Source organism: Sphingomonas sp. Leaf34, from assembly GCF_001421805.1.
Lineage (GTDB): Bacteria > Pseudomonadota > Alphaproteobacteria > Sphingomonadales > Sphingomonadaceae > Sphingomonas.
Map to the genome: position 1 here is coordinate 390,108 of NZ_LMLC01000003.1, position 22,662 is coordinate 412,769.

Consider the following 22,662-nt stretch of genomic DNA (forward strand, 5'->3'; position numbering starts at 1 on the left):
GGGGTGACGCGACACGAAACCGGACGCTAAGGGCGGCGCATGACCATATTACTTACCGGCTCCAGCCGCGGCATCGGCGCGGCGATCCATCGGGCGCTGACCGACGCCGGCGCCTCCGTCATCGGGCACGGGACCGCGAGCGGCATCCCCGCCGACTTCGCCGATCCGGCAGGGCCCATGGCGTTGTGGAACGCCGCGCTGGAGCAGGCGGGCGGGACGATCGACGTGCTGATCAACAATGCGGGGGTGTTCGAGGCCAGTCCGCTCGGTGACGACGACTGGACCGCGCAGTGGGAGCGGACGATGCGGATCAACCTGACCGCATCCGCCGAGCTGTGCCGGCTGGCCGTACTGCATTGGCAATCGCGCGGGCGCCAGGGCTGGAAGGGGGGCGGCCGGATCGTCAACATCGCCAGCCGCGCCGCGTATCGCGGCGATTCGCCGGCGCACTGGCATTATGCCGCGTCGAAGGCGGGGATGGTGGCGATGACCAAGACCATTGCCCGAGGCTATGCCCGCGAGGGGATTCTGGCGTTCGCGGTGTGTCCGGGGTTCACGATGACCGGGATGGCGGAGGACTATCTGTCGAGCCGCGGGGGCGATGCGTTGCTGGCGGATATTCCGTTGGGCCGCGTTGCGGCGCCTGAAGAGGTGGCTGCCGCGGCTAAGTTTCTCGCGTTGGAGGCTCCGGCCTCGATGACGGGATCGGTGATCGACGTGAATGGAGCGAGCTATGTCCGATAGTTGGAAGCTGACTCTGCCCTGCACGCGCGCGGAGGCCGAGGCGATCGATGCGAGCGACGATCTCACGATCGACGCCGCGTTGATGACGACCGAGGAGATCGAGGACGACGTCGAATCGTGGCGGCTCGATGCGTATTTCGAGCATGAGCCGGCGGCCGACACGGTCGCGGCGGTGCGCGCGCTGGTGCCGAGTGCGGCGGGCGCCGAGATTGCGGTCGAGCGGTTGGGCGATGCCGATTGGGTGACGATGAGCCAGGCGGGGCTGGAGCCTTTGTCGGTCGGGCGGTTCTTCGTGCACACCGGCGCGCATGCGGGCGCGGTGCCGGCGGACAAGCGCGCGTTCCTGATCGAGGCGAGCCGCGCGTTCGGGACAGGGCATCACGAGACGACCAGCGGGTGTCTGGCGATGCTCGACGGGTTGGCGGGCGCCGACTTTGCGAACGTGATCGATATCGGGACGGGGACCGGGCTGCTCGCGTTTGCCGCGGCGCATCTGTGGCCCGAGGCGGCGGTGATGGGGACGGATATCGATCCGGTCTCGATCGACGTCACGCGCGAGAATGCGGATCTGAACGGGGTTTTCGGGATCGAGCTGATCGTGGCCGATGGCACGCTCGACGACGCGATCGTGGCGAAGGCGCCGTATGATCTGGTGATCGCGAACATTCTGGCGGGGCCGCTGGTGTCGATGGCGCCCGAGATCGCGTCGATTGCCGATTCAGGGGCGACGATCGTGCTGGCGGGGTTGCTGGAGACGCAGCGGGCTGGCGTGGTGGCGGCGTATGCGGCGTGCGGGTGCTCGCTCGAGGCGGTCGACCGGCGGGGGGATTGGAGCGTGCTTCGGTTGAAGGCGGGGGCTGCGCGGTTCGTGGCCGATGGGCCGTTCGATCCCAAGGGGCGCGATGGGTGGGCGCTGGATATCTAACGGCTGCTGGAAGTACGTTCCCCCGTGAAGGCGGGGGTCCAGTCTGGGCCCCCGCCTTCACGGGGGAACATGGTGGCAGGGGTGCCCTCCCCTCACCCCCAGCACCACCCCGGCGGAGGCCGGGGCGCAGTTGCGATGGCGGTGCGGCTCTATTTCGGGGGTTCGCTCAATTGGGCCCCGGCCTTCGCCGGGGTGGTAGGGTCGCGCCGGAGTGGTGGCATCATGCCGGGTGGTGGATACTATGCAGTGAGCGTCGTGAGCTTCGCGTTCGCGTAGTCCTGCGTGCCTTCCGTCAGCACGACATCGCCGGGCTCGATCTGTGCCACTGGGATATCCGGCAGTGCCTTCAGCTCCTCGTACAACGGTGCGAAGTCGGTCTCGACGGTCAGCCGCAATAGCTCGTCGAAGCTCGGGATGACGAAGTAGTTCTGCTGGAAATCGTCGATCCGGTATTCGGTCCGCATCACGCGCGCGAGGTCGAGCGCGATGCGGTTGGGGCTTGGGTCGTCGAGCGCGAAGCGCGTTTCCGCATAGCTGGAAACGATCCCTGAGCCGTAGATCCGCAGGCCCTCGGGTTCGGCGATCAGCCCGAACTCGACGGTGTACCAATAGAGCCGCCCGAGATATTTCAGCGCGTCGAGCCCGAGCGCGCGCTGGCCGCCGCGGCCATACGCCGCGAGGTAGTCGGCGAAGACTGGGTCGGCGAGCATCGGCACGTGCCCGAACACGTCGTGGAAGACGTCGGGCTCCTGGAGATAATCGAGCTGGTTGGGCCGACGGATGAAGTTGCCCGCGACGAAGCGGCGATTGGCCATGTGGTCGAAGAACACGTCGTCGGGGACGAGCCCCGGCACTGCGACAACCGACCAGCCGGTGAGCTTGGTCAGGCGTTCGGAGAGTTCCTCGAAATCGGGGATGCCGGGTTTCGAGAGCTTGAGCACATCGAGCCCGCGCAGCCACGCGTTCGACGCGCGCCCGGGGAGCAGTTTCGACTGGCGTGCGAACAGCGTGTCCCAAGTCGCGTGATCCTCCGTGGTGTAGGCAGACCAGTTCTGTGGGATCGTCCAGTCGGGGGCGCCTTCGGGCGGGGTGCTCAGTACGTGCGTGTCATTGGCCATGCGCTTGGTCTAGCATGACGGAATGAAGACGGAAACGCACTGGATGCGGTGGATTTTATGGTGCGCCGCAGCGGTGTTCGGGCTGATCGCGAGCTATGCCGTGGCGGGGCTGATCGGTGGGGCGATCGCAAGCAATCGCAGCTGGCGGGCACCTGCCGAGGGCGTTCATATCTTCGTCGAGAGCAACGGCGTGCATACCGGGATCATCGTGCCGAAGGTGGCCGTGGGCGTGGATTGGCGCGGCGTGGCGCGCGCGGAGGATCTGCGCGATCCGCGGTTTGCAGGATATGATCATGTGGCGTTCGGGTGGGGCGAGAAGACCTTCTACCTCGAGACGCCGACCTGGGCCGAGGTGAAGCTGCGCACCGTGCTGGCTTCGGCGGTCGGGAGCAATCGCACGTTGATGCATGTCGAGCATCTGGCGGTGCCGCGGGCGGGCGACGGCGCGCGCGAGATCGTGGTGACTCCGGCGCAGTATCGCCGACTGGCGGCGTATATCCGCGCAAGCTTTCGCGACGGGGGTGCGCGGTATCGCGGGTATGCGGGGTATGACGCGTTCTACGACGCGAACGGGCGGTATGACGCGATTCGGACGTGCAACAGCTGGACGGGCGATGCGCTGCGGTTTGCCGGGGTAAGGGTTGGGGCGTGGACGCCGTTTCCGGTTACCGTGATGGGGTGGTTTTGAGCCAAGCTTGTTCTCCCGCGAAGGCGGGAGTCCAAACTGGGCTCCCGCCTTCGCGGGAGAGCAAAGAAGTAGAAGGAGCAGTAGTTCGGGCCACCACCCCGGCGCAGGCCGGGGCCCAATTGGGAAGCAGCGGTAACCGCGCGCCGTCCGTCGTCGGCGTCGTCCCCCAATTGGGCCCCGGCCTTCGCTGGGGTGGTAGATGGAGGATGGGGTGCTGGACCGCGCTTAATAGCCCGCGCGATACCCCTGATACTGGCCGCATTCCGAGCGTTGCGGGTTCTTCTTGCAGCGCTTGGCGAGTTCCGTGCGCTGCTTGCCCTCTTCGGCTTCCTGCTTGCGCATCTTCTTGCCGTAGTTGCGGTCGGCTTCTTCCTGGCTGGTCGTCGTCCAGTCGACCGCCTTGCCGGCGACCTGGAACGGTGCCTTCACGATCGAGGTGGCGGTGCTGATGCAGCCGCTGACGAGGAACGGCAGGATGGCCAGCACGGGAAGGACTTTACGCATTTACTTCACTCCTGTGCGCACCCTGTCGCGCGCTTGAGCCCCGTATAGCGGATAATCGGTGAAGAATCCGTCGATACCTTGAGCGAGGCCCGCGTCGATCTCGCCGGCGATGTCGCCGTGCGTCGCGGGGTCGCTGCCGCGGCGGAAGCGATCGGGCTCGAAATAATTTTCCGCGCGGTAGGTCCAGGGGTGGACGCGCAACCCCGCCGCATGCGCATCGGCGACCAGCGTCGTCGGCGTCGCGTCGGCCCAGAGCATGCCCTTGTTCGGGCCGATTCCGTAGGCATAGGCCGCGACCGCCTTCAGGCCTTCGGGCGTGATCATCGCCTTGTAGCTAGGTTGCGCGCGATCGGCGGGGCCGCCCTCCCCGTCCATGAGCTGGATCAGCCGGACCTTCGTCATCGTGTGGAGACGCCGCAGATTGGCGACCTCGAACGACTGGATGAAGACCGGTGCCTTGGCCGAATCCCACCCCGCCGCGCGGAGTTCGGCAACGAGCTTCGCGTCGGTCGGATGGCCGATGCTCGCAAAATAGGTCGGGTGCTTGGTCTCGGGATAGATGCCGATCGTCCGGCCCGTGTCCTTCGAACGACGTTTTGCCAGCGCGATGATTTCGGCGAGCGTCGGTATCTCGAACTGGCCGTCATAGGCGGTGTTGGCCGGGCGAAGTTTCGGCAGGCGCTCCTTCGCGCGGAGCGTCTTCAACTCGGCCAGCGTGAAATCCTCGACGAACCAGCCGGTCGCCGCCTGGCCGTCGATCGTCTTGGTGGTCTTGCGGGCGGCGAACTCGGGATGATCGGCGACGTTGGTCGTCTCAGCGATGTTGTTCTCGTGCCGCGCGACGAGGACGTCGTCCTTGGTCGGCACTAGATCGGGCTCGATGAAATCGGCGCCCTGGTCGATCGCGAGCGCGTAGCCCGCCAGCGTGTGCTCGGGCCGAAGCCCGCTGGCGCCGCGGTGCGCGATCACGATCGGGGGCGACAAACGGGGAGAAGCAGGCGTCATCGCAACAGCTTGCCCGCTCGCGAGGACGAGCGCCAGCGCGCCAATGTGTGAGAGCTTGTCGCAATAGGAAACCATCGGTCGCATCGGCGTTCAGTCCTCGTATTCCAAAATTCCCAGCGCATCCAACGAGGGGCACTCCCATGCATTTCACGATCAATGGTCAATCATATGACGCCGAGCCCGATATTCGTACGTCGGTCCTTGACCTCTGTCGCGAGCATCTCGGGCTGACCGGCTCGAAAAAGGGTTGCGACCACGGCCAGTGCGGGGCGTGCACCGTCCTGATCAACGGGCGGCGCGTCAATTCCTGCCTGACGCTCGCCGTCATGCACCAGGACGACGAGATCACCACGATCGAGGGCATCGGCCAGCCGGGCAACCTGCACCCGTTGCAGGACGCGTTCGTGCGGCATGACGGCTATCAGTGCGGCTATTGCACGCCGGGCCAGATCTGCTCGGCGGTCGGCATGCTCGACGAGGTCAAGAAGGGCTGGGCCAGCCACGCCTCGGGCGACCTGACCGATCCGAAGTTCGACGACGCCGAGATTTCGGAGCGGATGAGCGGCAACCTGTGCCGTTGCGCCGCCTATCCGAACATCGTCGATGCGATCCGCGAAGTCGGCGACACCGCGCCCAAGGGCCGGTCCGCGGACGAGAAGGACGCCGCGATGGACGCCAATGCGCGCGGGGAGCTGGTAGCATGAAGACCTTCACCTACGAAAAGCCCGCCACGCCCGAGGCTGCGGCGAAAGACGCGGGCACGACCGGCGCGAAGTTCATCGCGGGCGGTACAAACCTGCTCGACCTGATGAAGCTGCAGGTCGAGACGCCCGACAAGCTCGTCGACATCAGCCGCCTCGATCTCGCGAAGATCGAGGAGCGCGAGGATGGCGGGCTGACGATCGGTGCGCTGGTGCCGAACAGCGATCTGGCCGCCGACCGCCGCGTCGTCGCCAAGTATGAGGTGCTGAGCCGTGCCTTGCTGGCGGGTGCCTCGGGGCAGTTGCGCAACAAGGCGTCGACCGGGGGCAATCTGCTCCAGCGGACGCGCTGCTATTATTTCTACGACACCGCGGCGGCGTGCAACAAGCGCGAGCCGGGCAGCGGCTGTTCGGCGATCGGCGGCTATAACCGGATCCTCGCGATCCTGGGGACTAGCGAGCATTGCATCGCGACGCACCCGAGCGACATGGCGGTGGCGATGCGCGCGCTCGAAGCGACGATCGTGACGCTGAAGGCGGATGGCGATCGGCGACGGATCTCGATCCATGAGTTCTACCGCCTGCCGGGCGATACGCCGCAGGTCGAGAACGCGCTCGAGGCGGGCGAACTGATCACGCATATCGAGCTGCCCGCCCCGCCGAAGGGCAAGCAGGAGTATCGCAAGGTGCGCGACCGTGCCTCCTATGCGTTCGCGCTCGTATCGGTCGCGGCCGTGGTCGACGTGCGGGACGGCGTGATCGCGTCCGCCTCGCTCGCGTTCGGCGGGCTCGGGCCGATGCCGTGGCGCAATCCGGCGGTCGAGGCCGCGTTGGTCGGCAAGGCGCCGTCGGACGAGGCGTTCGAGGCTGCGGCCACTGCGCTCCTCGCCGATGCCAAGGGCTATGGCTCGAACGACTTCAAGATCCCCCTCGCCCGTCGCACGCTGATCGCGACGCTGCGCACCGTAACGGGAGCATAAGCATGTTCGGTTTAGGAACCACCAACAGCCTGACGATGGACAAGCCGCATCCGGACAGTCTTCTGGATACCGGAGTCCAGGGCGTGATCGGCAAGCCGCTCGACCGGATCGACGGGCCGCTCAAGGTCACCGGCACCGCGACCTATGCGGCGGAATATCAGTTCGACGACATGGCCTACGGCGTGCTCGTCGGCACGAAGATCTCGGCGGGCAAGATCGTCTCGATCGACGTCGATGCGGTGAAGTCGATGCCCGGCGTGATCGATGTCGTGACCGACTTCGACCAGTTCATCCGCGTGTCCGCACAGGGCGGCGCGACCGATGCACCGACGCAGGGCGTGAAGGACATCGCCTTCTTCGGTCAGATCGTTGCGATCGTGCTCGCCGAGAGTTTCGAGGTCGCGCGCGATGCGGCGGCCCGCCTGCCGATCGTGTATGACGAAGCCGAGGGTCAGTATGACTTCGCCGCGCACCGCGACGAGACGCGGACGCCGCCGGACGATGCCGCACCCGCGCACTTCAAGCAGGGCGACGTCGACAGGGCGATGGCCGATGCGGCGGTGACGATCGACTCCACTTATGTCACGCCGAGCCAGAATTCGGCGGCGATGGAGCCGCACGCCTCGACCGCGGTGTGGGACGAGGATGGTTCGCTGACGTTGTACGGCGCGTACCAGATGCCGACGTCGGACGCGCAGCAGCTCGCCAAGTCGCTCGGCATCTCGGAGAAGAAGTGCCGGATCGTCGCGCGCTATATTGGCGGCGGGTTCGGGTCGAAACTCGGCATCGCGCCCGAGAGCGTCGCGGCGGCGATTGCGGCGAAGCAGCTTGGCCGGCCGGTCAAGGCGGTGATGGCGCGCCAGCAGGTGTTCGAGGCGACCGTGCGGCGCTCGAATACAGAGCAGCATATACGGCTTGCGGCGGATGCCGAGGGCAAACTGCTGGCGATCGGTCACGAGACACTGACCTCCAACCAGCCGACCGAGGATTATTTCGAGCCGGCGGGTATCGGAACGCATCTGCTGTATGGCGGTGAGAACCGGCTGATCACGCATGACGTTGTCGACGTGAATCTGGTGCTGTCGGGATCGATGCGGGCGCCGGGCGAGGCGGTCGGGATGCTGGCGCTCGAGGGTGCGATGGACGAGCTGGCCGAGAAGCTCGAGATGGATCCGATCGAGCTGCGCAAGCGCAACGATCCGAAGGTCGACCCCGAGAAGGACGTGCCGTATTCGTCGCGTAACCTGACACGGGCGCTCGACGAGGGCGCGAAGAAGTTCGGCTGGGACAAGCGCCAGAAGGCCGGGACGCGGCGCGAGGGCGAGTGGTTGATCGGGATGGGCGTGTCGGCGGCGGTGCGCGGCAACATGATGATGGAGTCGTCCGCCAAGGTCGAGATACACCCGGACGGCTCGGCGACGGTGTCGTCGGCGATGACCGACATCGGCACCGGCAGCTACACGATCCTGGCGCAGATCGCGTCGGAGATCCTGGGGATTCCGGTGGCGAACATCACGATGGCGCTGGGTGATACCAACGATCCCCCCGCCGCGGGTTCGGGCGGGTCGTGGGGCGCGGCCTCGTCGGGCACCGCGGTGTATCTCGCCTGCGAGATGTTGCGCGGGAAGCTCGCCAAGGCGATGGGCGTCGAGGAGGATGGCCTGACACTGAAGGACGGTAACGCGATCGGCGACAACCGGTCGACGCCGATCGGCGAGCTGGTCGGCAAGGGTCTCGAGGCGACCGGGCATATCAAGCCGGGCAAGCAGGAGAAGGAGACGTCGCAGGCAGGGTTCGGCGCGCACTTTGCGGAGGTCGCGGTCAACGTGATCACCGGCGAGACGCGCGTGCGGCGGATGCTCGGGTCGTTCGCGGCGGGGCGTGTCCTCAACGCGAAGACCGCGCGGTCGCAGTGCCTGGGCGGGATGACGTTCGGGATCGGCACCGCGCTGACCGAGGATCTGATCCACGACACGCGGACCGGCAAGCTGGTGAACCACGATCTCGGCGAATATCACGTGCCGGCCAATGCGGACGTGCCGCAGATGGACGTGCACTTCGTCGACGAGCGCGACATCCATGCGAACCCGATCCATGCGAAGGGGATCGGCGAGCTGGGGATTTCGGGCGCGGGCGCTGCGGTGGCGAACGCAGTGTATAATGCCACCGGGATCCGGGTGCGCGAGTTCCCGATCACGCTCGACAAGCTGCTGGATCAGTTGCCGGCGGTTTGAGGGCATCGTGACGGTCGTCATCTTGTTCCCCCGCGAAAGCGGGGGCCCAGGAGCCACGATCGCCACCGCCTGTAACCCTGGATCCCCGCCTTCGCGGGGAAACAGCTTAGACGAGCGCATGTCTCAAAATTACCACCCCGGCGAAGGCCGGGGTCCAGTTGGGGAACGACGATAACGCGGGGTTGGTCTCCGTTATCAAGACCCTTCCACCTGGACCCCGGCCTTCGCCGGGGTGGCGGCTGAGAGGGGGAGCGTCCGAGCTTTCACCCTCGTCAAACGCAGCCACCACACCCATATCTCTCCCTCCACCCGAGGATGCCAGAATGAACGAACACGTGATGGATGCGGCGTTTCGGCCGGCGGGGCTTGGCCGTGCGAAGCAGGGCGTTCTCGGGCTGGGGCTGGACCGGATCGAGGGGCCCGCAAAGGTCACCGGCGTTGCCGATTATGCGTACGAGGGCACGCCCGAGGGCATCGCCTATGCCGCGATCGTCGGCACGCCGGTCGGCAGCGGGCGCATTCTCGGGATCGATGTGAGCGCGGCGGAGGCGTTGCCCGGCGTCATCGCGGTCCTTCACGGCGACGCGCGCATGCCCGCGGGCGAGTCCAATTCGCGCGCGATGCCGCTGTTTGATACCGACGTCATCCTCCACCTCGGCCAGCCGGTCGCGATCGTCGTTGCCGAGGATCAGGCGATCGCGCGCGATGCCGCCGCGTTGGTGGTGGTGCGTACCGAAGCGGGCGAGGACCGGTTCGACGTCGAGGCGCAGCCGGTCGATACCAAGCCCGAAATCGGCTTCCTCCCCCCCGTCGACAATGGCGATCTCGACGCCGTGATGGCCGATGCGGCAGTGACGTTCGACCGGACCTACACGACCCCGGTGCATTTCCCCGCCGCGCTCGAACCGCATGCGGCCACCGCGTGGTGGGAGGACGGCAAGCTGACCGTGCGTACCAGCAACCAGGTCATCGGCGGCGCGCGCAAGACGATTGCCAAGGCGTTGAAGATCGACGCGGACTCGGTGCGCGTGCTTGCGCCCTATGTGGGCGGCGGGTTCGGCGGGAAGACCGGCGTCGGTGCCGAGGCAATCCTTGCGGCGATCGCTGCCGAGGTCGTCAGGCGGCCGGTGAAGATCGCGCTGCCCCGCCGCCAGACCGCGTACATGGTCCACCACCGCTCGCACACCACGCAGCGTATCCGGATCGCCGCCGACAAGGACGGCGTGATCCTCGGCATGGGGCATGAGAGCGTCGTCGCGCAGAACGACGATGGCGAGTTTCTCGAGCCGGTGCCGTTCGGGACGCTGCCGCTGTACCGGGGCGAGGCGCGGCGGTTCAAGACCGACCTCGTCCGCGTCGACCTGCCTGCGAGTGGTGCGGTGCGCGCGCCGGGCGAGGCGGTCGGCACGTTCGGCGTCGAGTGCGCGATGGACGAGCTGGCCGAGCAGCTCGGGCTCAATCCGGTCGAGTTGCGGCGGCGCAACGAGCCCGAGACCGATCCGGTGAGTGGCAAGCCCTTCTCCACGCGGCGGATGCTCGATTGCTACGATCAGGGTGCCAAGCGGTTCGGCTGGCCCGCCACGCTGCCAGCGCCGGGATCGGTGCGCGAGGGCGAGTGGCTGATCGGGATCGGCATGGCGGCGAGCCTGCGCGGCAACTTCACCGTCGAGGCGCAGGCGCGGGTGCGGCTGGAAGCGGATGGCCGCGCGACGGTCGAGTGCGACATGACCGATATCGGCACGGGGACGTACACGATCCTCGCGCAGACCGCGGGCGAGATGCTCGGCCTGCCGGTCGCCGACGTGAATGTGCGGCTGGGCGATACCGATTTCCCGCCGAGCGCAGGCTCGGGTGGGTCGTTCGGTGCGGGGAGTGCCGCATCCGCGGTGATGCTCGCCTGCGAGGATATCCTCGGCGAACTCGCGCTGCGGATGAATGCGGCGCCCGAAGAGCTGAGCCTGCACGACGGTTGCGTGAGCGCGGGCGGGCGGCAGGTGGCGCTGGCCGACCTCGTCCGCGGCGAGCCGATCGTCGCGATGGGCAAGACCGGGCCGGGCAAGGAGAGCAAGCGCACCAGCCAAGCGAGCCACGGCGCGCACTTCGTCGAGGTCGCGGTGAACGCGGTGACGGGCGAGACGCGCGTGCGCCGGATGCTCGGCGTGTTCGATGTCGGTCGCGTGCTCAACCGCAAGACCGCGACGAGCCAAATCACCGGCGGGATGGCGTGGGGGATCGCCTATGCGCTGAGCGAAGAGGGCATCGTCGACACGCGGACCGGCGCGTTCGTGAACCCCGATTTTGGCGAATATCACGTCGCGGTGAACGCCGACATTCCGCAGCTCGAGGTGCATTTCATCGAGGAGATCGACGATTCCGCCAATCCGGCCGGCGCGAAGGGGGTCGGCGAGCTCGGCATCTCGGGCGCAGGCGCAGCGGTGGCGAACGCGATCTACAATGCGACGGGGGTTCGGGTTCACGACTTCCCGGTGACGCTCGACAAGCTGTTGGACGGACTACCGGCCGTTTGATCCTCCCCGGCACGGGGGGGGGGACCGCGCCTCTTGGCGTGGTGGAGGGGGTGGCCCCGAAGCGTAATGTTTGCGGCTGGCCCCCTCCACCAGCTGCGCTGGTCCCCCTCCCCGGTCCGGGGAGGATTAGAAAGAGAACGAGACATGGCCGAGAACGATAGCGTGATTGCCGCCGCCAAGGCGTGGAAGGGCGAAAAGATGGCGATCGCCACGGTCGTCTCGACCTGGGGATCCGCGCCGCGGCCCAAGGGTAGCCATATGCTCGTCCACGCCGATGGCCGGTTTGAAGGATCCGTGTCGGGCGGCTGCGTCGAGAGCGATATCCTTGCGACCGCCGCCGACGTGATCGCCGGCGCGCCGTTCCAGGTGCGGAACTACGGTGTCGCAGATGCGGCTGCGTGGGAAGTCGGCCTGCCATGCGGTGGCGAGATCGCGGTGATGGTGCAGCCGGTGTCGGCCGAGGGGTTCGATCCCGAGCTGTTCGACCGGATCGCCGGCGCGCGCGACCAGGGCGATGCGCTGACCGTCACGACCGACCTCAAGACCGGGCACAGCGACGCGCGGCCGTTCGAGACGGGCGAGGTGTTCGTCAACCGTTACGACCCGCCGCGCCGCCTGCTGATCGTCGGCGCGGTGCAGATCGCGCAGGCGCTGGCGGGCCTTGCGCGCGAACTCGGGATCGAGACGATCGTGATCGACCCGCGCGCGCGGTTCCTGACCGAGGAGCGGTTCCCCGGGGTGACACTCGACGATCGCTGGCCGGACGAGGCAATTGCGGCGCTCCGCCCCGGTCCCTCGACCGCGGTCGTGACGCTGAGCCACGACATCAAGATCGACGACCCTGCGCTGATCGCGGCGCTCGCGTCCGATGCCGCCTATGTCGGCGCGCTCGGCAGCCGCAAGAGCCACGCGGCACGGCGCGAGCGGCTTGCCTCGGAGGGCGTTACGGCCGAGAATATCGACCGGATCGATGCGCCGGTCGGGCTCGATATCGGCGCGATCGGACCATCAGAAATCGCGCTGTCGGTTGCGGCGGCGATGATAGGAGCGTTCAATGATCGCCGCTGAAAACGTCTTTCTCATCCTCCTCGCCGCGGGTCGCTCGGAGCGGTTCGGCATTCCCAACAAGCTGGAGGTGCCGTTCCTCAACAAGCCGCTGGGGCTGCACGTCGTCACCGCGTTCGAGAACATTCCGTTCAAGCGGCGGCTGGTCGTCACCGATGGTTGCAAGCTCGATTTCATCAGCGAGCGGTTCGACGTCGTCCACAATGGCGACCCGTCCTCGGGTATGTCGCAGTCGGTGAAGCTCGGCGTGCAGCGTGCCAAGGACGAGGGTGCGGAGGCGGTACTGATCGCGCTCGCCGACATGCCGCGCGTGACCGCGGCGCATATCTACCGGATGCTCGATGCCGCCGACAGCGCGGACGCGGTGGTGGCATCGAGCGATGGCGAGAAGCCCTCGCCCCCTGCCCTGTTCGGGCGCGAGCGGTTCGATTTTCTGCTGACGCTCGACGGCGATGCGGGTGCGCGCGATCTGGTGAAGGCCGGGCGGCACGTCGTCACCGCGCCCGCAGAGCTGATCGATATAGACACGCCCGAGGATCTGGACCGGCTGCAGGCGCTGGTCCACGATCCCAAGGCCGCGATCACTCGTGCCTTAACGCGTCGATAGGGTTCATCGCGGCGGCGCGGCGTGCGGGGAAATAGCCGAACACCACGCCGATGACCGCCGAGATGACGAAGGCGAAGATGTTTATTTCCGGCACGAAGATCCACTGAACCTTGATCAGCGGCGCGATAATGGCGATCGCGAGCTGCGCGATGACGAGGCCGATGACGCCGCCCAGGCACGACAGCGCGATCGCCTCGACCAGGAACTGCATCAGCACCTCGCGCGCGACCGCGCCGATCGCGAGACGGATGCCGATCTCGCGCGTGCGTTCGGTCACCGACACCAGCATGATGTTCATGATGCCGATCCCGCCGACCACCAGACTGATACCGGCGACCGCGGCGACGATCCCGGTCAGCAGCGTCGTGGTACCGGTCAGCGTGTCCGAAATCTGCTTGGTATCGAAGATGTTGAAATTGTTGTCCTGCCCCGCGACGAGGTGGCGGCGTTCGCGCAGCAAATCGGTCAGCGACGCCTGGACCTGTTGCGTGTCATAGCCCTGATCAACGCCGACGAGGATCGCCGCGACGTTCTGGTTGCCCGTGAAGCGGCGCTGGACGGTCTTGATCGGCATGACGACCACATCGTCCTGATCGCCGCCGAAGCCCGCCTGCCCGCGCGTGCTGAGCGTGCCGATCACGTCGCACGAAATGTCGTTCAGGCGGATCCGCCGGCCGATCGGATCGACGCCGCGGAACAGGTTCTGGATGACGGTGTTGCCGATGATGCAGACCGCCTTGCCCGCGGCCTCCTCCTGGCCCGTGAAAATGCGGCCGCCGGCGAGCGGCCAGGGCTGCACCTCGAAATAGGCGCCGGTGGTGCCGTTGATCGAGGTCGTCCAGTTCGCGCCGTTGTAGATCGCGGTGGCGCTGCGCTGTTCGGTCGGCGCGACCGCGGTGACGCCGGCGATCTGCCGCGCGATCGGATCGATGTCGTCCATCTTGAGCGGCGGCGGCGGCGGTCCGCCACCGCCGCGGCCGAAGCCTTGGCCGGGACGGATCTGGAGGATGTTGGTGCCGAGCGACGAGATCGACTTCTGCACGGCCGCGGTAGTCGCCTTGCCGAGCGTCACCATCGTAACGACCGCGCCGACGCCGATGACGATGCCGAGAATGGTGAGGAACGAGCGCAGCAAGTGGCGGCGGATCGAGCGGAGCGCGAGGACGAGCGTGGTGCCGAACATTAGTTTTCTTCCCCCCCGCCCGCTTGCGGGGGGCGGTTGGGGGGTGGGCTCGCGTGTTCGGCAGGCGCGGCGTTCGACGCGCATTCCACCATCGCCGGCGTTGCGTTCGAGGTTAGCGCGTGCCCACCCCAGGCCCCTCCCGCTTGCGGGAGGGGAGAAGATGGCGTCTCTCCCGCTTGCGGGAGGGGGGAAGATAGGGCGCTCACGACTCCACCCTCTCGCCTTGCCGATGCTGGCTTTCGATGCGTTCCACCAAGCCGTCCTTGAAGTGAACGACGGTGCGCGCGAAGGCGGCCATGTCGGGTTCGTGGGTAACCATCAACACGGTGATGTTCTTCTCCGCGTTCAGCCGCGTGAGGAGCTGCATGATCTCGATCGAGCGTTCGCTGTCGAGATTGCCGGTGGGTTCGTCCGCCAGCAGCACGTCGGGACTGGTTACCAGTGCGCGCGCGATCGCGACGCGCTGTTGCTGGCCGCCCGACAGTTCGGCGGGGGTATGGTCCCACCAGTCCGCGAGGCCGACCGTGTCGAGGCTCGCCATCGCCGCATCGCGCCGCGCGCGCTTTTCGTCGCCACGATACAGCAGGGGCAGTTCGACATTCTCCAGCGCGGAGGTGCGCGAGAGGAGATTGAAGCCCTGGAACACGAAGCCGAGATAATTGCGGCGCAGCAGCGCGCGCTGGTCGCGGTCGAGCGTCTCGACATGGTGGCCGCGGAACGTGAACGTCCCCGCGCTCGGCACGTCGAGGCAGCCGAGGATGTTCATCGTCGTCGACTTGCCCGACCCCGACGGTCCCATCACCGCGACGAAATCGCCCGCTGCGATATCGAGGTCGACGCCTTTCAGCGCCTGGAACATCGTCGCGCCTTGCCCGTACGTCTTGGTGACGCCGCGCAGACTTATCAGCGGGGGCGGATTACTGGCCACCGCCCCCACCCTTGCTGGCGCCCCCGGCGCGGCGGCTGCCGCCGGACTTGCTGGAATCGGTACCGGTGGCGAGCTGACCGATGATGATCTGCGCGCCGGGCTGGAGATTGCCCGACAGGACTTCGGTCATCGTCCCGTTGGTGTCGCCCGTAGTGATCTGCACCGGCTGCGGCGTGCCGTCCGTGCCCTTGACGTAGATCGTCTGCTGCGACCCGCGATCGAGCTTGGCGGTCCGCGCATTGCCACCGGCGCCGCGGCGCGGGCGGAAAGTCAGCGAGCCGGCGATGCCACCGCCCGAATCCTTGGCGCCATCCGCGCTCGGCTTGAAGCGCAGCGCGGCGTTCGGGACGAGCATGACGTTGCGCTTGTCCGAGGTGACGATGTCCGCGGTCGCGGTCATGCCGGGGCGCAGCGTCAGCGACGGATTGCCCACGGTGAGGTCGGCGGCGTAGGACACCACCTGGCCGGTGGACGTCGTCGTGGTCGTCGTCGACGCCGTCGCCGAGCTGACGGTCAGGTTCGAGCCGAGATCGACCCTGGTGATCGTCGCGGGGAAGGTCTGGCCGGGGAACGCATCGACGGTGAAGCTGGCCTTCTGGCCGACCTTGACCTCGCCGACGTCCGCCTCGTCGATCGCGACCTCGAGCTTCATCTTGGTCAGGTCTTCGGCAATCACGAACAGCGTCGGCGTGTTGAACGACGAGGCGACGGTCTGGCCCGGATCGATCTGACGCGCGAGCACGACGCCGGTGACGGGCGAGCGGATGATCGCGCGGGCGCGCTGCGTCTGGTTCTGCGCGAGCAGCGCGCGGCTGGCGACGACGTTGGCCTCGGCGACCTTCTGCGCGGCGACGGCACGGGCGTAATCGGCGCGACCGGTCTGGAGTTCGGTCTTCGACGGCACGCGGCCCCCCGACAGGCGCGAAACCTCTTCAAGGCGGTTCAACTGCGCGCGGGATTCAGAGACGGTGGCCTGCGCCTGCGCGACCTGCGCCTGGTTCGCGGCAAGCTGCGCGCTGGTCTGACGGATCTGGTCGTCGAGCTGTTCGGGATCGATCAGGGCGAGCGGCTGGCCTGCCGTCACGCGGTCGTTGACGTCGACCACGACCTTGGTGACGAGACCCGACAGCTGCGAGCCGACCGTGACCTGAGTGGTCGGCGCGAGCTTGCCGGTGGCGGACACCGTGACGGTCAGGTTGCCGCGCCGCGCGGCCTGCGTCGAATATTGCGTCTGTTCCTTGGCGCCGAAGCAGCGTGCGAGAAGGAGGCAGAGCAGCACGACGCCGATCGCGATCGCAACCCATTTGACGTACCGCCGCCAGGGCGCTTGCGGCTTTACGCCGAGGAAGTCGTCGATCGATGCGTCGGCCATCAGCGTGCCTCTGAAGTGTTTGGGGCGCTAGGTGGCGCTTCGGGAATGACGGTCGAGTCCCAGCCGCCGCCGAGCGCGGCATAGAGCGCGATCAGCGCGGTCGCGGCGTCGGCGCGCGCCTGCGTCGCCCCGTTGCGCGCGGACAGGAGGGCGGTTTCCTGCTGGTTAAGCGTGGTGAAATCAGTGAGGCCGGTGCGGTACTGGCTGCGGCTCAGGATCGCGGAGTTGTTGGACGCGTCGAGCGCGATCGCGAATTGTCGCTCGCGTTCCTGCGCGGTCTGGAGTGCGACGACGGCGTTCTCGACGTCTTCGAGGGCGGTGAGCACGGTCGATTGGTACAGCGCGAGCGCGCCGTCGGTGGCGGCCTCGCTCGTGCGGACCTGTGAGCGAAGACGGCCGCCGTTGAAGATCGCCTGGGTGAGGCCGGCGAACAGGCTGCCGGTGATCGCATCGCCGATGCTGCCGAGCGAGGTCGCGTTGGTGTTGAGGTTGCCGGTGATCGCGAGCGCCGGATAAAGCTGTGCCTTGGCGACGCCGATCCGCGCGGTGGCGGCGGCGAGCGCGCGTTCAGCGGAGCGGATGTCGGGGCGCTGGCGGAGCGTGTCGCCGGGAATGCCGACGCCGACCGCGGCAGGGCCGGTCGGGATCGCCTTGACCGGTGCCATCAGCGGACGGAGCGCGCCGGGGGCCTGGCCGGTGAGAATACCGATCCGCGCGACGGCGGCGGCATATTGCTGATCGAGGCTGGGGATCGTCGCGGCGGTCTGTGCACGCTGGGCGCGGGCCTGTTCGGCGTCGACGCTGGAGACGAGGCCGGCCTGGACGCGGAAGCCCGCGATTTCGAGATTGTCGTCCTGGATCGCAAGCGACGCGCGGGCATTGGCGAGCTGTTGCTGATACAACCGCGCGAGGACGTAGTTGCGTGCGACCTCGCTCTCGACCGAAATGAGGACGGTGGCGTAGTCGTAGCCCGATGCGGCATAGTCCGCGCGGCTCGCCTCGACGGTACGGCGGATCTCTCCGAAGACGCCGACCTGATAGCTGGCGCTGGCGCCGAGCGAAACGCTGTTGGTGCCGCCGCCGCCGGTGTCGACGAGCGTGCCGTCGGGCAGCGTGAACGAGCGCCCACCGCCGCGGACATTCTCGTTGCGTTGATACCCTGCGGATCCGCTGACGGTCGGGAGCAACGAGGCGCGGTTCTGGATCAGGCTTTCGCGCGCCTGACGGAGGCGGGCGACCGACTGCGCGAGGTCGAGATTGGTGGCGGCGGCCTGTTCGACGAGCTGGCCTAGGACGGGGTCGTCGAACTTCTGCCACCAGCGGGTAAGATCTTCGGGGCTGGTCGCGGGGGTGACCGAATAAGCGTCCGGAACACCGAGTTCGGCCGCAGCCTTCGGGCGATAGTCGGGGCCGACGGTGCAGCCTGCGAGCAGGATCCCTCCGGATACGGCGGATGCGATGAAAAGAAGCCGGACTCGGAACATGGGCGGTAGGCATGGCCAACGGGCTTGGGCTAGTCCAGCGCTTTTGTGTCGCGAGGTGTCGCAGACGGGATGGGTGCTGCGAGTGTGGGGCGTTCCGGACACTGTGCTGTCCGGCGTGTACCTCTGTAGAATTCTGTAGTGCCTGAGCGCGGTATCCCCGCCGACGTTCCCGTTCCCCCCGCAGGCGGGGATCCCCCTGACCGAGAGTCGGCGGATATGCTGACGGGTTCGCCCGTCTGGGTTCCCGCCTTCACGGGAATGACCGAGGAGAGGTGAGCATCGTATCCGCTGGCACCTCGCCGGCTGAGCCGGGGGTCCAGTCGGAACGTCGGACACGACAGGGCGCAGCGGGGATCATTGCCGTCCGACAACTGGAAGCCGGCCTTCGCCCGCGTGGTGTCCGCGGGGTTGGTGGGGCCTTCATCCCATAAACCGCTCTCCCGCGCAGCCGGGAGCCCAGGGTTACCGGGTCCGGGGCTCCCGCCTTCGCGGGAGAACGACAGGGAGAGCGAGCAACGCCCTGCCTGCAAGCCCGCTCCGCACCAGAATAATCGAACCGCACCCGTTCCAATTTCGCAGTGCAGCGGAACGTAGCGGCATGCCCGGGGGTTTGACGACCATGCTAGCCGAACGCCAGCCCGCGACTGAAGTCCTCGCGCCGCCGCCTGTCGCGCTCGATCCGCCACCCGTGGCCCTCGACACCGTCAGCCTCTTCTTCGATTTCGACGGCACGCTTGTCGATCTCGCCGCGACCCCCGACGCGGTCCTTGTGGACCAGCCCCTGCGTGACGCGCTCGACAGCCTTGCCGAACACTATCCCGGACGTGTGGCGATCATCAGCGGTCGGTCGATCGAACAGCTCGACTCGATGCTCGGCGACCATGCGCGAAGATTCGCGGTCGCGGGCAGCCACGGTGCCGAGCGCAGGACGCCGGAAGACGGCCATTTTGCCGCCGCACGGCCTGCCTCGCTCGAAGCCGCAGCCGAGGAATTCGCCGCCTTTGCCGCCGCGAACGGCCTCGTCTATGAGGCCAAGAGCCTCGGCGCGGGCCTGCACTACCGGATGGCCCCGGCGTTTGAGGCCGACGCCGTGGCCCTCGCCGAGACGCTGGCCGCACGCCATGGTCTCACGCTCCAGCGCGGCAAGATGATGGTCGAACTGCGCACCCCCGGCGACAAGGGCGCTGCGCTCCGTTCCCTGATCGCCGCGCCCGCAATGGCCGGCACCATGCCCTTCTTTTTCGGCGACGACGTCACCGACGAGGACGGCTTTGAAGCCGCGCGCGGTCTCGGCGGCGCCGGCGTGCTGATCGGCGAAAACCGTGCCACCGCCGCCACCTATCGCCTGAACGACGTAGCCGCGCTCCGTGGCTGGATCGCCGCCATATTGGAAACACGATGACCGCACCGACCCTCCCCGCTTCTCCCCAGGCCGACATGAACCTCTGGCCGATCGGCAATTGCCAGGTGTCTGCGCTCATCGACACGACCGGCACGTTCGTCTGGGGCTGCGTGCCGCGCGTCGATGGCGACCCGGCATTCTGCGCGCTGCTTGGCGGCGATGCACCCGAGACCGGGTTCTGGGCGATCGAACTCGAAGGCGCTGCGAAGACCACGCAGGCCTATATTCGTAACACGCCGATCCTGGTGACGCGGCACGAGGACGAGGCCGGCAACGCGGTCGAGATCACCGATTTCTGCCCGCGCTTCGTCCGTGAAGGCCGCACCTATCGCCCGACCAGCTTCGTGCGGATCGTCAAGCCGGTCGCGGGTTCGCCGCGGATCCGGATCCGGATGCGGGTGGCGACCAACTGGGGCAAGCCGACCGACCATACGCAGGGCTCGAACCATATCCGGTTCCTGATGGCCGACCAGACGCTGCGGCTGACCACCGACGCGCCGGTCGGGCATATCGTCGGCGAGAACTGGTTCCGGCTCGAACGGCCGATGCACCTGTTCCTCGGCCCCGACGAAAGTTTCGCGGGTGTGCTGCACGAGGCCGCCGAGGCAATGCTCTCGCGGACCAAGGAAGAATGGCGCCACTGGGTCCGCGGGCTCGCGACGCCGGTCGAATGGCAGGACGTCGTCATCCGCGCCGCGATCACGCTGAAGCTGTGCCAGCACGAGGAGACCGGCGCGATCGTCGCCGCGCTGACCACCTCCATCCCCGAGCATGAGGGGTCCGAGCGCAACTGGGACTATCGCTATTGCTGGATCCGCGACGCCTATTACACGGTTCAGGCGCTCAACCGGCTTGGTGCGCTTGACGTGCTCGAGGGGTATCTCGAATATCTGCGCAACATCGTCGATGCGTCGAAGGGCGGCCATGTCCAGCCGCTCTATGGCGTCGGCGGCGAGTCGACGCTGGTCGAGCGGACCGAGAGCGACCTGCCCGGCTATCGCGGGATGGGCCCGGTCCGCATCGGCAACCAGGCGTACGAGCAGATCCAGCACGACGCGTACGGCCAGATCATCCTGTCCGACGTCCAGGCATTCTTCGACAAGCGGCTGTTCCGGATGTCGAGCGAGGAGGATTTCAAGAGCCTCGAACTGGTCGGCGACCGTGCGTGGGAAACCTACGACAAACCCGACGCCGGGCTGTGGGAGCTCCGGACCAAGGCGCATGTCCACACCTATTCCGCCGCGATGTGCTGGGCGGCGTGCGACCGGCTCGCCAACGCGGCGGGCGTGCTCGGGCTCGAGGATCGCCGGGCGTTCTGGAACGAGCGCGCGGACACGATCCGCACGACGATCGAGACGTCGGCCTGGCGCGAGGATACGCAGCGTATCTCCGCGACGTTCGGCGGCGACGATCTCGACGCGAGCCTGATCCAGCTGCTCGACCTGCGGTTCTTCGCGCCCGACGATCCGCGGTTCCAGTCGACGCTAAAGGCGGTCGAGCAAGGGCTGCGTCGCGGCAGCCACATGCTGCGCTATGCGACCGAGGATGATTTCGGGCTGCCGCATACCGCGTTCAACGTCTGCACCTTCTGGCTGATCGAGGCGCTCCACGCGACGGGTCGCACCGCTGATGCGCGCGAGCTGTTCGACGAGATGGTCGCGCGCCGTACCCCTGCAGGCCTGTTGTCGGAAGATATCGATCCTGCGACCGGCGAACTGTGGGGAAATTATCCGCAAACCTATTCGCTGGTGGGGCTGATCAACTGCGCGGTCCTGCTCAGTAAGCCCTGGAGTGCCGTCCGATGAGCCGCCTCGTCGTCATCTCGAACCGGGTCCAGTCGGTCGATGCGCCCTCGGGCAATCAGGGCGGACTCGCCGTCGCGCTGCTCGCGGCGCTCCGCGAAAAGGGCGGCGTGTGGTTCGGATGGTCGGGCGAAACGACCGACAAGTTCACCGGCCACATCAATTTTCAGCAGGGCAAGGGCGTCACCACCGCGACGATCGATCTCGAAGAGCAGGATTTCGACGAATATTATAACGGCTATGCGAACCGGACCCTATGGCCGCTGTTCCACTACCGGATCGACCTGACCGAGTTTGAACGCGATTTCTCCAGCGGCTACGCGCGGGTCAACACGCGCTTTGCCGAGACGGTGCTGCCGCTGATCGAGCCCGAGGATCTGGTGTGGGTCCACGACTATCACCACGTCCCGTTGGGTCAGGAACTGCGCAAGCTGGGGGTCGGGAACAAGATCGGGTTCTTCCTCCACATCCCGTGGCCGCCGATGGCGATGTTGCTGTCGCTGCCAAGCCACCGCGCGCTGGTCGAATCGATGTTCGCGTACGACGTCGTGGGGTTCCAGACGCAGGACTGGCTCGACAGCTTCCTGCATTACGTCACGAGCCAGCTCGACGGCGTGGTCGGCGAGGACGGCTGGGTGACGGTCGGCGACCGTACGATCAAGGCGATCACCACGCCGATCGGGATCGAGACCGCGGACTTCGAGAAGTCCGCCAACAGCGACACCGCTCGGCATGCCAAGGAGCGGATGTACATGTCCGCGACCGGGCGCAGCCTCATCGTCGGGGTCGACCGGCTCGATTATTCCAAGGGTCTGGCCGAGCGATTTGCCGGGTATGAGCGCTTCCTGGGGTCGCATCCGGACCGGGCGGGGCTCGTTTACATGCTCCAGATCGCGCCGCCGAGCCGCGAGAAGGTCGATACCTACCAGGAGATCCGCGCAAACCTCGATTCGATGTCCGGTCGTATCAACGGCGAATATTCGGATATCGACTGGACGCCCATCCGCTACGTCAACCGCGGCTTCCCGCGCGATGTGCTGGCGGGGATCTACCGCGCGGCTCGCGTCGGACTCGTCACGCCGCTGCGCGACGGGATGAACCTGGTCGCGAAGGAATATGTCGCGGCGCAGGACCCGGAGGACCCCGGCGTGCTGATCCTGTCGCACTTTGCGGGTGCCGCCGCGCAGTTGAAAGACGCGGTGCTGGTCAATCCGTACAGCCCCGAAGAAATGTCCGACGCGATCGCGCGCGCACTGTCGATGCCGCTGGGGGAACGCAAGGCGCGCTGGGAGAAGCTGATCGATAACGTCCGCAAGGAAGACGTGATGTGGTGGTGCGAGCTGTTCATCACCGCGCTGGAAGCGGTGCCCGAGCACATCGAGGCCTGATTAA

Annotated in this window: 19 protein-coding genes; 12 read left to right on the forward strand and 7 right to left on the reverse strand. The window is 67.1% G+C overall.

Annotation, left to right across the window (positions count from 1 at the left end):
- The first annotated feature begins 39 nt into the window (after window positions 1-39).
- Both ASF00_RS10280 and ASF00_RS10285 read left to right on the forward strand, forming a co-directional pair.
- The gene (locus tag ASF00_RS10280; RefSeq protein WP_055878192.1) at window positions 40-744 is read left to right on the forward strand and encodes an SDR family NAD(P)-dependent oxidoreductase; all 705 of its coding nucleotides are present in this window, start codon (window positions 40-42) and stop codon (window positions 742-744) included.
- Entirely contained in the window at window positions 734-1,669 is a 936-nt protein-coding gene (locus ASF00_RS10285) for a 50S ribosomal protein L11 methyltransferase (RefSeq protein ID WP_055878194.1), read from the forward strand. The genes ASF00_RS10280 and ASF00_RS10285 overlap by 11 nt, the downstream gene beginning before the upstream one ends.
- A 239-nt stretch (window positions 1,670-1,908) precedes the next feature.
- Here ASF00_RS10285 and phhA read toward each other — a convergent pair whose 3' ends face one another.
- Complete coding sequence (gene phhA / locus ASF00_RS10290) at window positions 1,909-2,787, reverse strand: phenylalanine 4-monooxygenase (protein WP_055878196.1); 879 nt, start codon at window positions 2,785-2,787, stop codon at window positions 1,909-1,911.
- 22 nt (window positions 2,788-2,809) lie between these two features.
- Between phhA and ASF00_RS10295 the strand changes: the two genes are divergently transcribed.
- Complete coding sequence (locus ASF00_RS10295) at window positions 2,810-3,475, forward strand: TIGR02117 family protein (RefSeq protein WP_235525726.1); 666 nt, start codon at window positions 2,810-2,812, stop codon at window positions 3,473-3,475.
- Between the two features lie 225 nt (window positions 3,476-3,700).
- On the opposite strand, the gene ASF00_RS10300 is transcribed toward ASF00_RS10295, so the two are convergent.
- Both ASF00_RS10300 and ASF00_RS10305 read right to left on the reverse strand, forming a co-directional pair.
- On the reverse strand, window positions 3,701-3,979 hold the full coding sequence (locus ASF00_RS10300) for a hypothetical protein (RefSeq protein ID WP_055878199.1): 279 nt from the start codon (window positions 3,977-3,979) through the stop codon (window positions 3,701-3,703).
- The gene (locus ASF00_RS10305; RefSeq protein ID WP_055878201.1) at window positions 3,980-4,984 is read right to left on the reverse strand and encodes a glycerophosphodiester phosphodiesterase; all 1,005 of its coding nucleotides are present in this window, start codon (window positions 4,982-4,984) and stop codon (window positions 3,980-3,982) included.
- 140 nt (window positions 4,985-5,124) lie between these two features.
- On the opposite strand from ASF00_RS10305, the gene ASF00_RS10310 reads away from it, so the two are divergent.
- The 6 genes from ASF00_RS10310 to ASF00_RS10335 all read left to right on the forward strand — a co-directional run bounded on the left by ASF00_RS10310 (window position 5,125) and on the right by ASF00_RS10335 (window position 13,099).
- Complete coding sequence (locus ASF00_RS10310; RefSeq protein WP_082445319.1) at window positions 5,125-5,688, forward strand: 2Fe-2S iron-sulfur cluster-binding protein; 564 nt, start codon at window positions 5,125-5,127, stop codon at window positions 5,686-5,688.
- The gene (locus ASF00_RS10315) at window positions 5,685-6,665 is read left to right on the forward strand and encodes an FAD binding domain-containing protein (protein WP_055878203.1); all 981 of its coding nucleotides are present in this window, start codon (window positions 5,685-5,687) and stop codon (window positions 6,663-6,665) included. Before ASF00_RS10310 ends, ASF00_RS10315 begins: the two co-directional genes overlap by 4 nt.
- Before the next feature lie 2 nt (window positions 6,666-6,667).
- Window positions 6,668-8,899, forward strand: a complete 2,232-nt coding sequence (locus ASF00_RS10320; RefSeq protein WP_055878206.1) for a xanthine dehydrogenase family protein molybdopterin-binding subunit — start codon at window positions 6,668-6,670, stop codon at window positions 8,897-8,899.
- Window positions 8,900-9,222: 323 nt separating this feature from the next.
- Entirely contained in the window at window positions 9,223-11,427 is a 2,205-nt protein-coding gene (locus ASF00_RS10325; RefSeq protein ID WP_055878208.1) for a xanthine dehydrogenase family protein molybdopterin-binding subunit, read from the forward strand.
- A gap of 144 nt (window positions 11,428-11,571) precedes the next feature.
- On the forward strand, window positions 11,572-12,495 hold the full coding sequence (locus ASF00_RS10330) for an XdhC family protein (protein ID WP_055878210.1): 924 nt from the start codon (window positions 11,572-11,574) through the stop codon (window positions 12,493-12,495).
- A complete protein-coding gene (locus tag ASF00_RS10335; protein ID WP_055878212.1) occupies window positions 12,482-13,099 on the forward strand; it encodes a nucleotidyltransferase family protein in 618 nt (205 codons plus the stop codon). Before ASF00_RS10330 ends, ASF00_RS10335 begins: the two co-directional genes overlap by 14 nt.
- Here ASF00_RS10335 and ASF00_RS10340 read toward each other — a convergent pair.
- The 4 genes from ASF00_RS10340 to ASF00_RS10355 all read right to left on the reverse strand — a co-directional run bounded on the left by ASF00_RS10340 (window position 13,074) and on the right by ASF00_RS10355 (window position 18,066).
- Window positions 13,074-14,282: an ABC transporter permease gene (locus ASF00_RS10340; RefSeq protein WP_055878214.1), complete on the reverse strand. Its 1,209-nt coding sequence runs from the start codon at window positions 14,280-14,282 to the stop codon at window positions 13,074-13,076. The two genes, ASF00_RS10335 and ASF00_RS10340, sit on opposite strands and share 26 nt — an antisense overlap.
- A 202-nt stretch (window positions 14,283-14,484) precedes the next feature.
- A complete protein-coding gene (locus ASF00_RS10345; protein WP_082463361.1) occupies window positions 14,485-15,141 on the reverse strand; it encodes an ABC transporter ATP-binding protein in 657 nt (218 codons plus the stop codon).
- A gap of 58 nt (window positions 15,142-15,199) precedes the next feature.
- Entirely contained in the window at window positions 15,200-16,582 is a 1,383-nt protein-coding gene (locus ASF00_RS10350; protein WP_055878216.1) for an efflux RND transporter periplasmic adaptor subunit, read from the reverse strand.
- Window positions 16,582-18,066 carry an efflux transporter outer membrane subunit gene (locus tag ASF00_RS10355; protein WP_055878219.1) on the reverse strand — a complete coding sequence of 495 codons (1,485 nt, stop codon included), beginning with the start codon at window positions 18,064-18,066 and terminating at the stop codon, window positions 16,582-16,584. Before ASF00_RS10355 ends, ASF00_RS10350 begins: the two co-directional genes overlap by 1 nt.
- A 688-nt stretch (window positions 18,067-18,754) precedes the next feature.
- Between ASF00_RS10355 and otsB the strand changes: the two genes are divergently transcribed.
- Genes otsB through ASF00_RS10370 form a run of 3 tightly spaced genes read left to right on the forward strand, consistent with a single transcriptional unit; the run spans window position 18,755 to window position 22,658 of the window.
- Complete coding sequence (gene otsB / locus ASF00_RS10360; protein WP_235525728.1) at window positions 18,755-19,468, forward strand: trehalose-phosphatase; 714 nt, start codon at window positions 18,755-18,757, stop codon at window positions 19,466-19,468.
- Window positions 19,465-21,273 carry a glycoside hydrolase family 15 protein gene (locus ASF00_RS10365; RefSeq protein ID WP_055878221.1) on the forward strand — a complete coding sequence of 603 codons (1,809 nt, stop codon included), beginning with the start codon at window positions 19,465-19,467 and terminating at the stop codon, window positions 21,271-21,273. Before otsB ends, ASF00_RS10365 begins: the two co-directional genes overlap by 4 nt.
- Complete coding sequence (locus ASF00_RS10370) at window positions 21,270-22,658, forward strand: alpha,alpha-trehalose-phosphate synthase (UDP-forming) (protein ID WP_055878224.1); 1,389 nt, start codon at window positions 21,270-21,272, stop codon at window positions 22,656-22,658. The genes ASF00_RS10365 and ASF00_RS10370 overlap by 4 nt, the downstream gene beginning before the upstream one ends.
- Window positions 22,659-22,662: the final 4 nt, after the last annotated feature.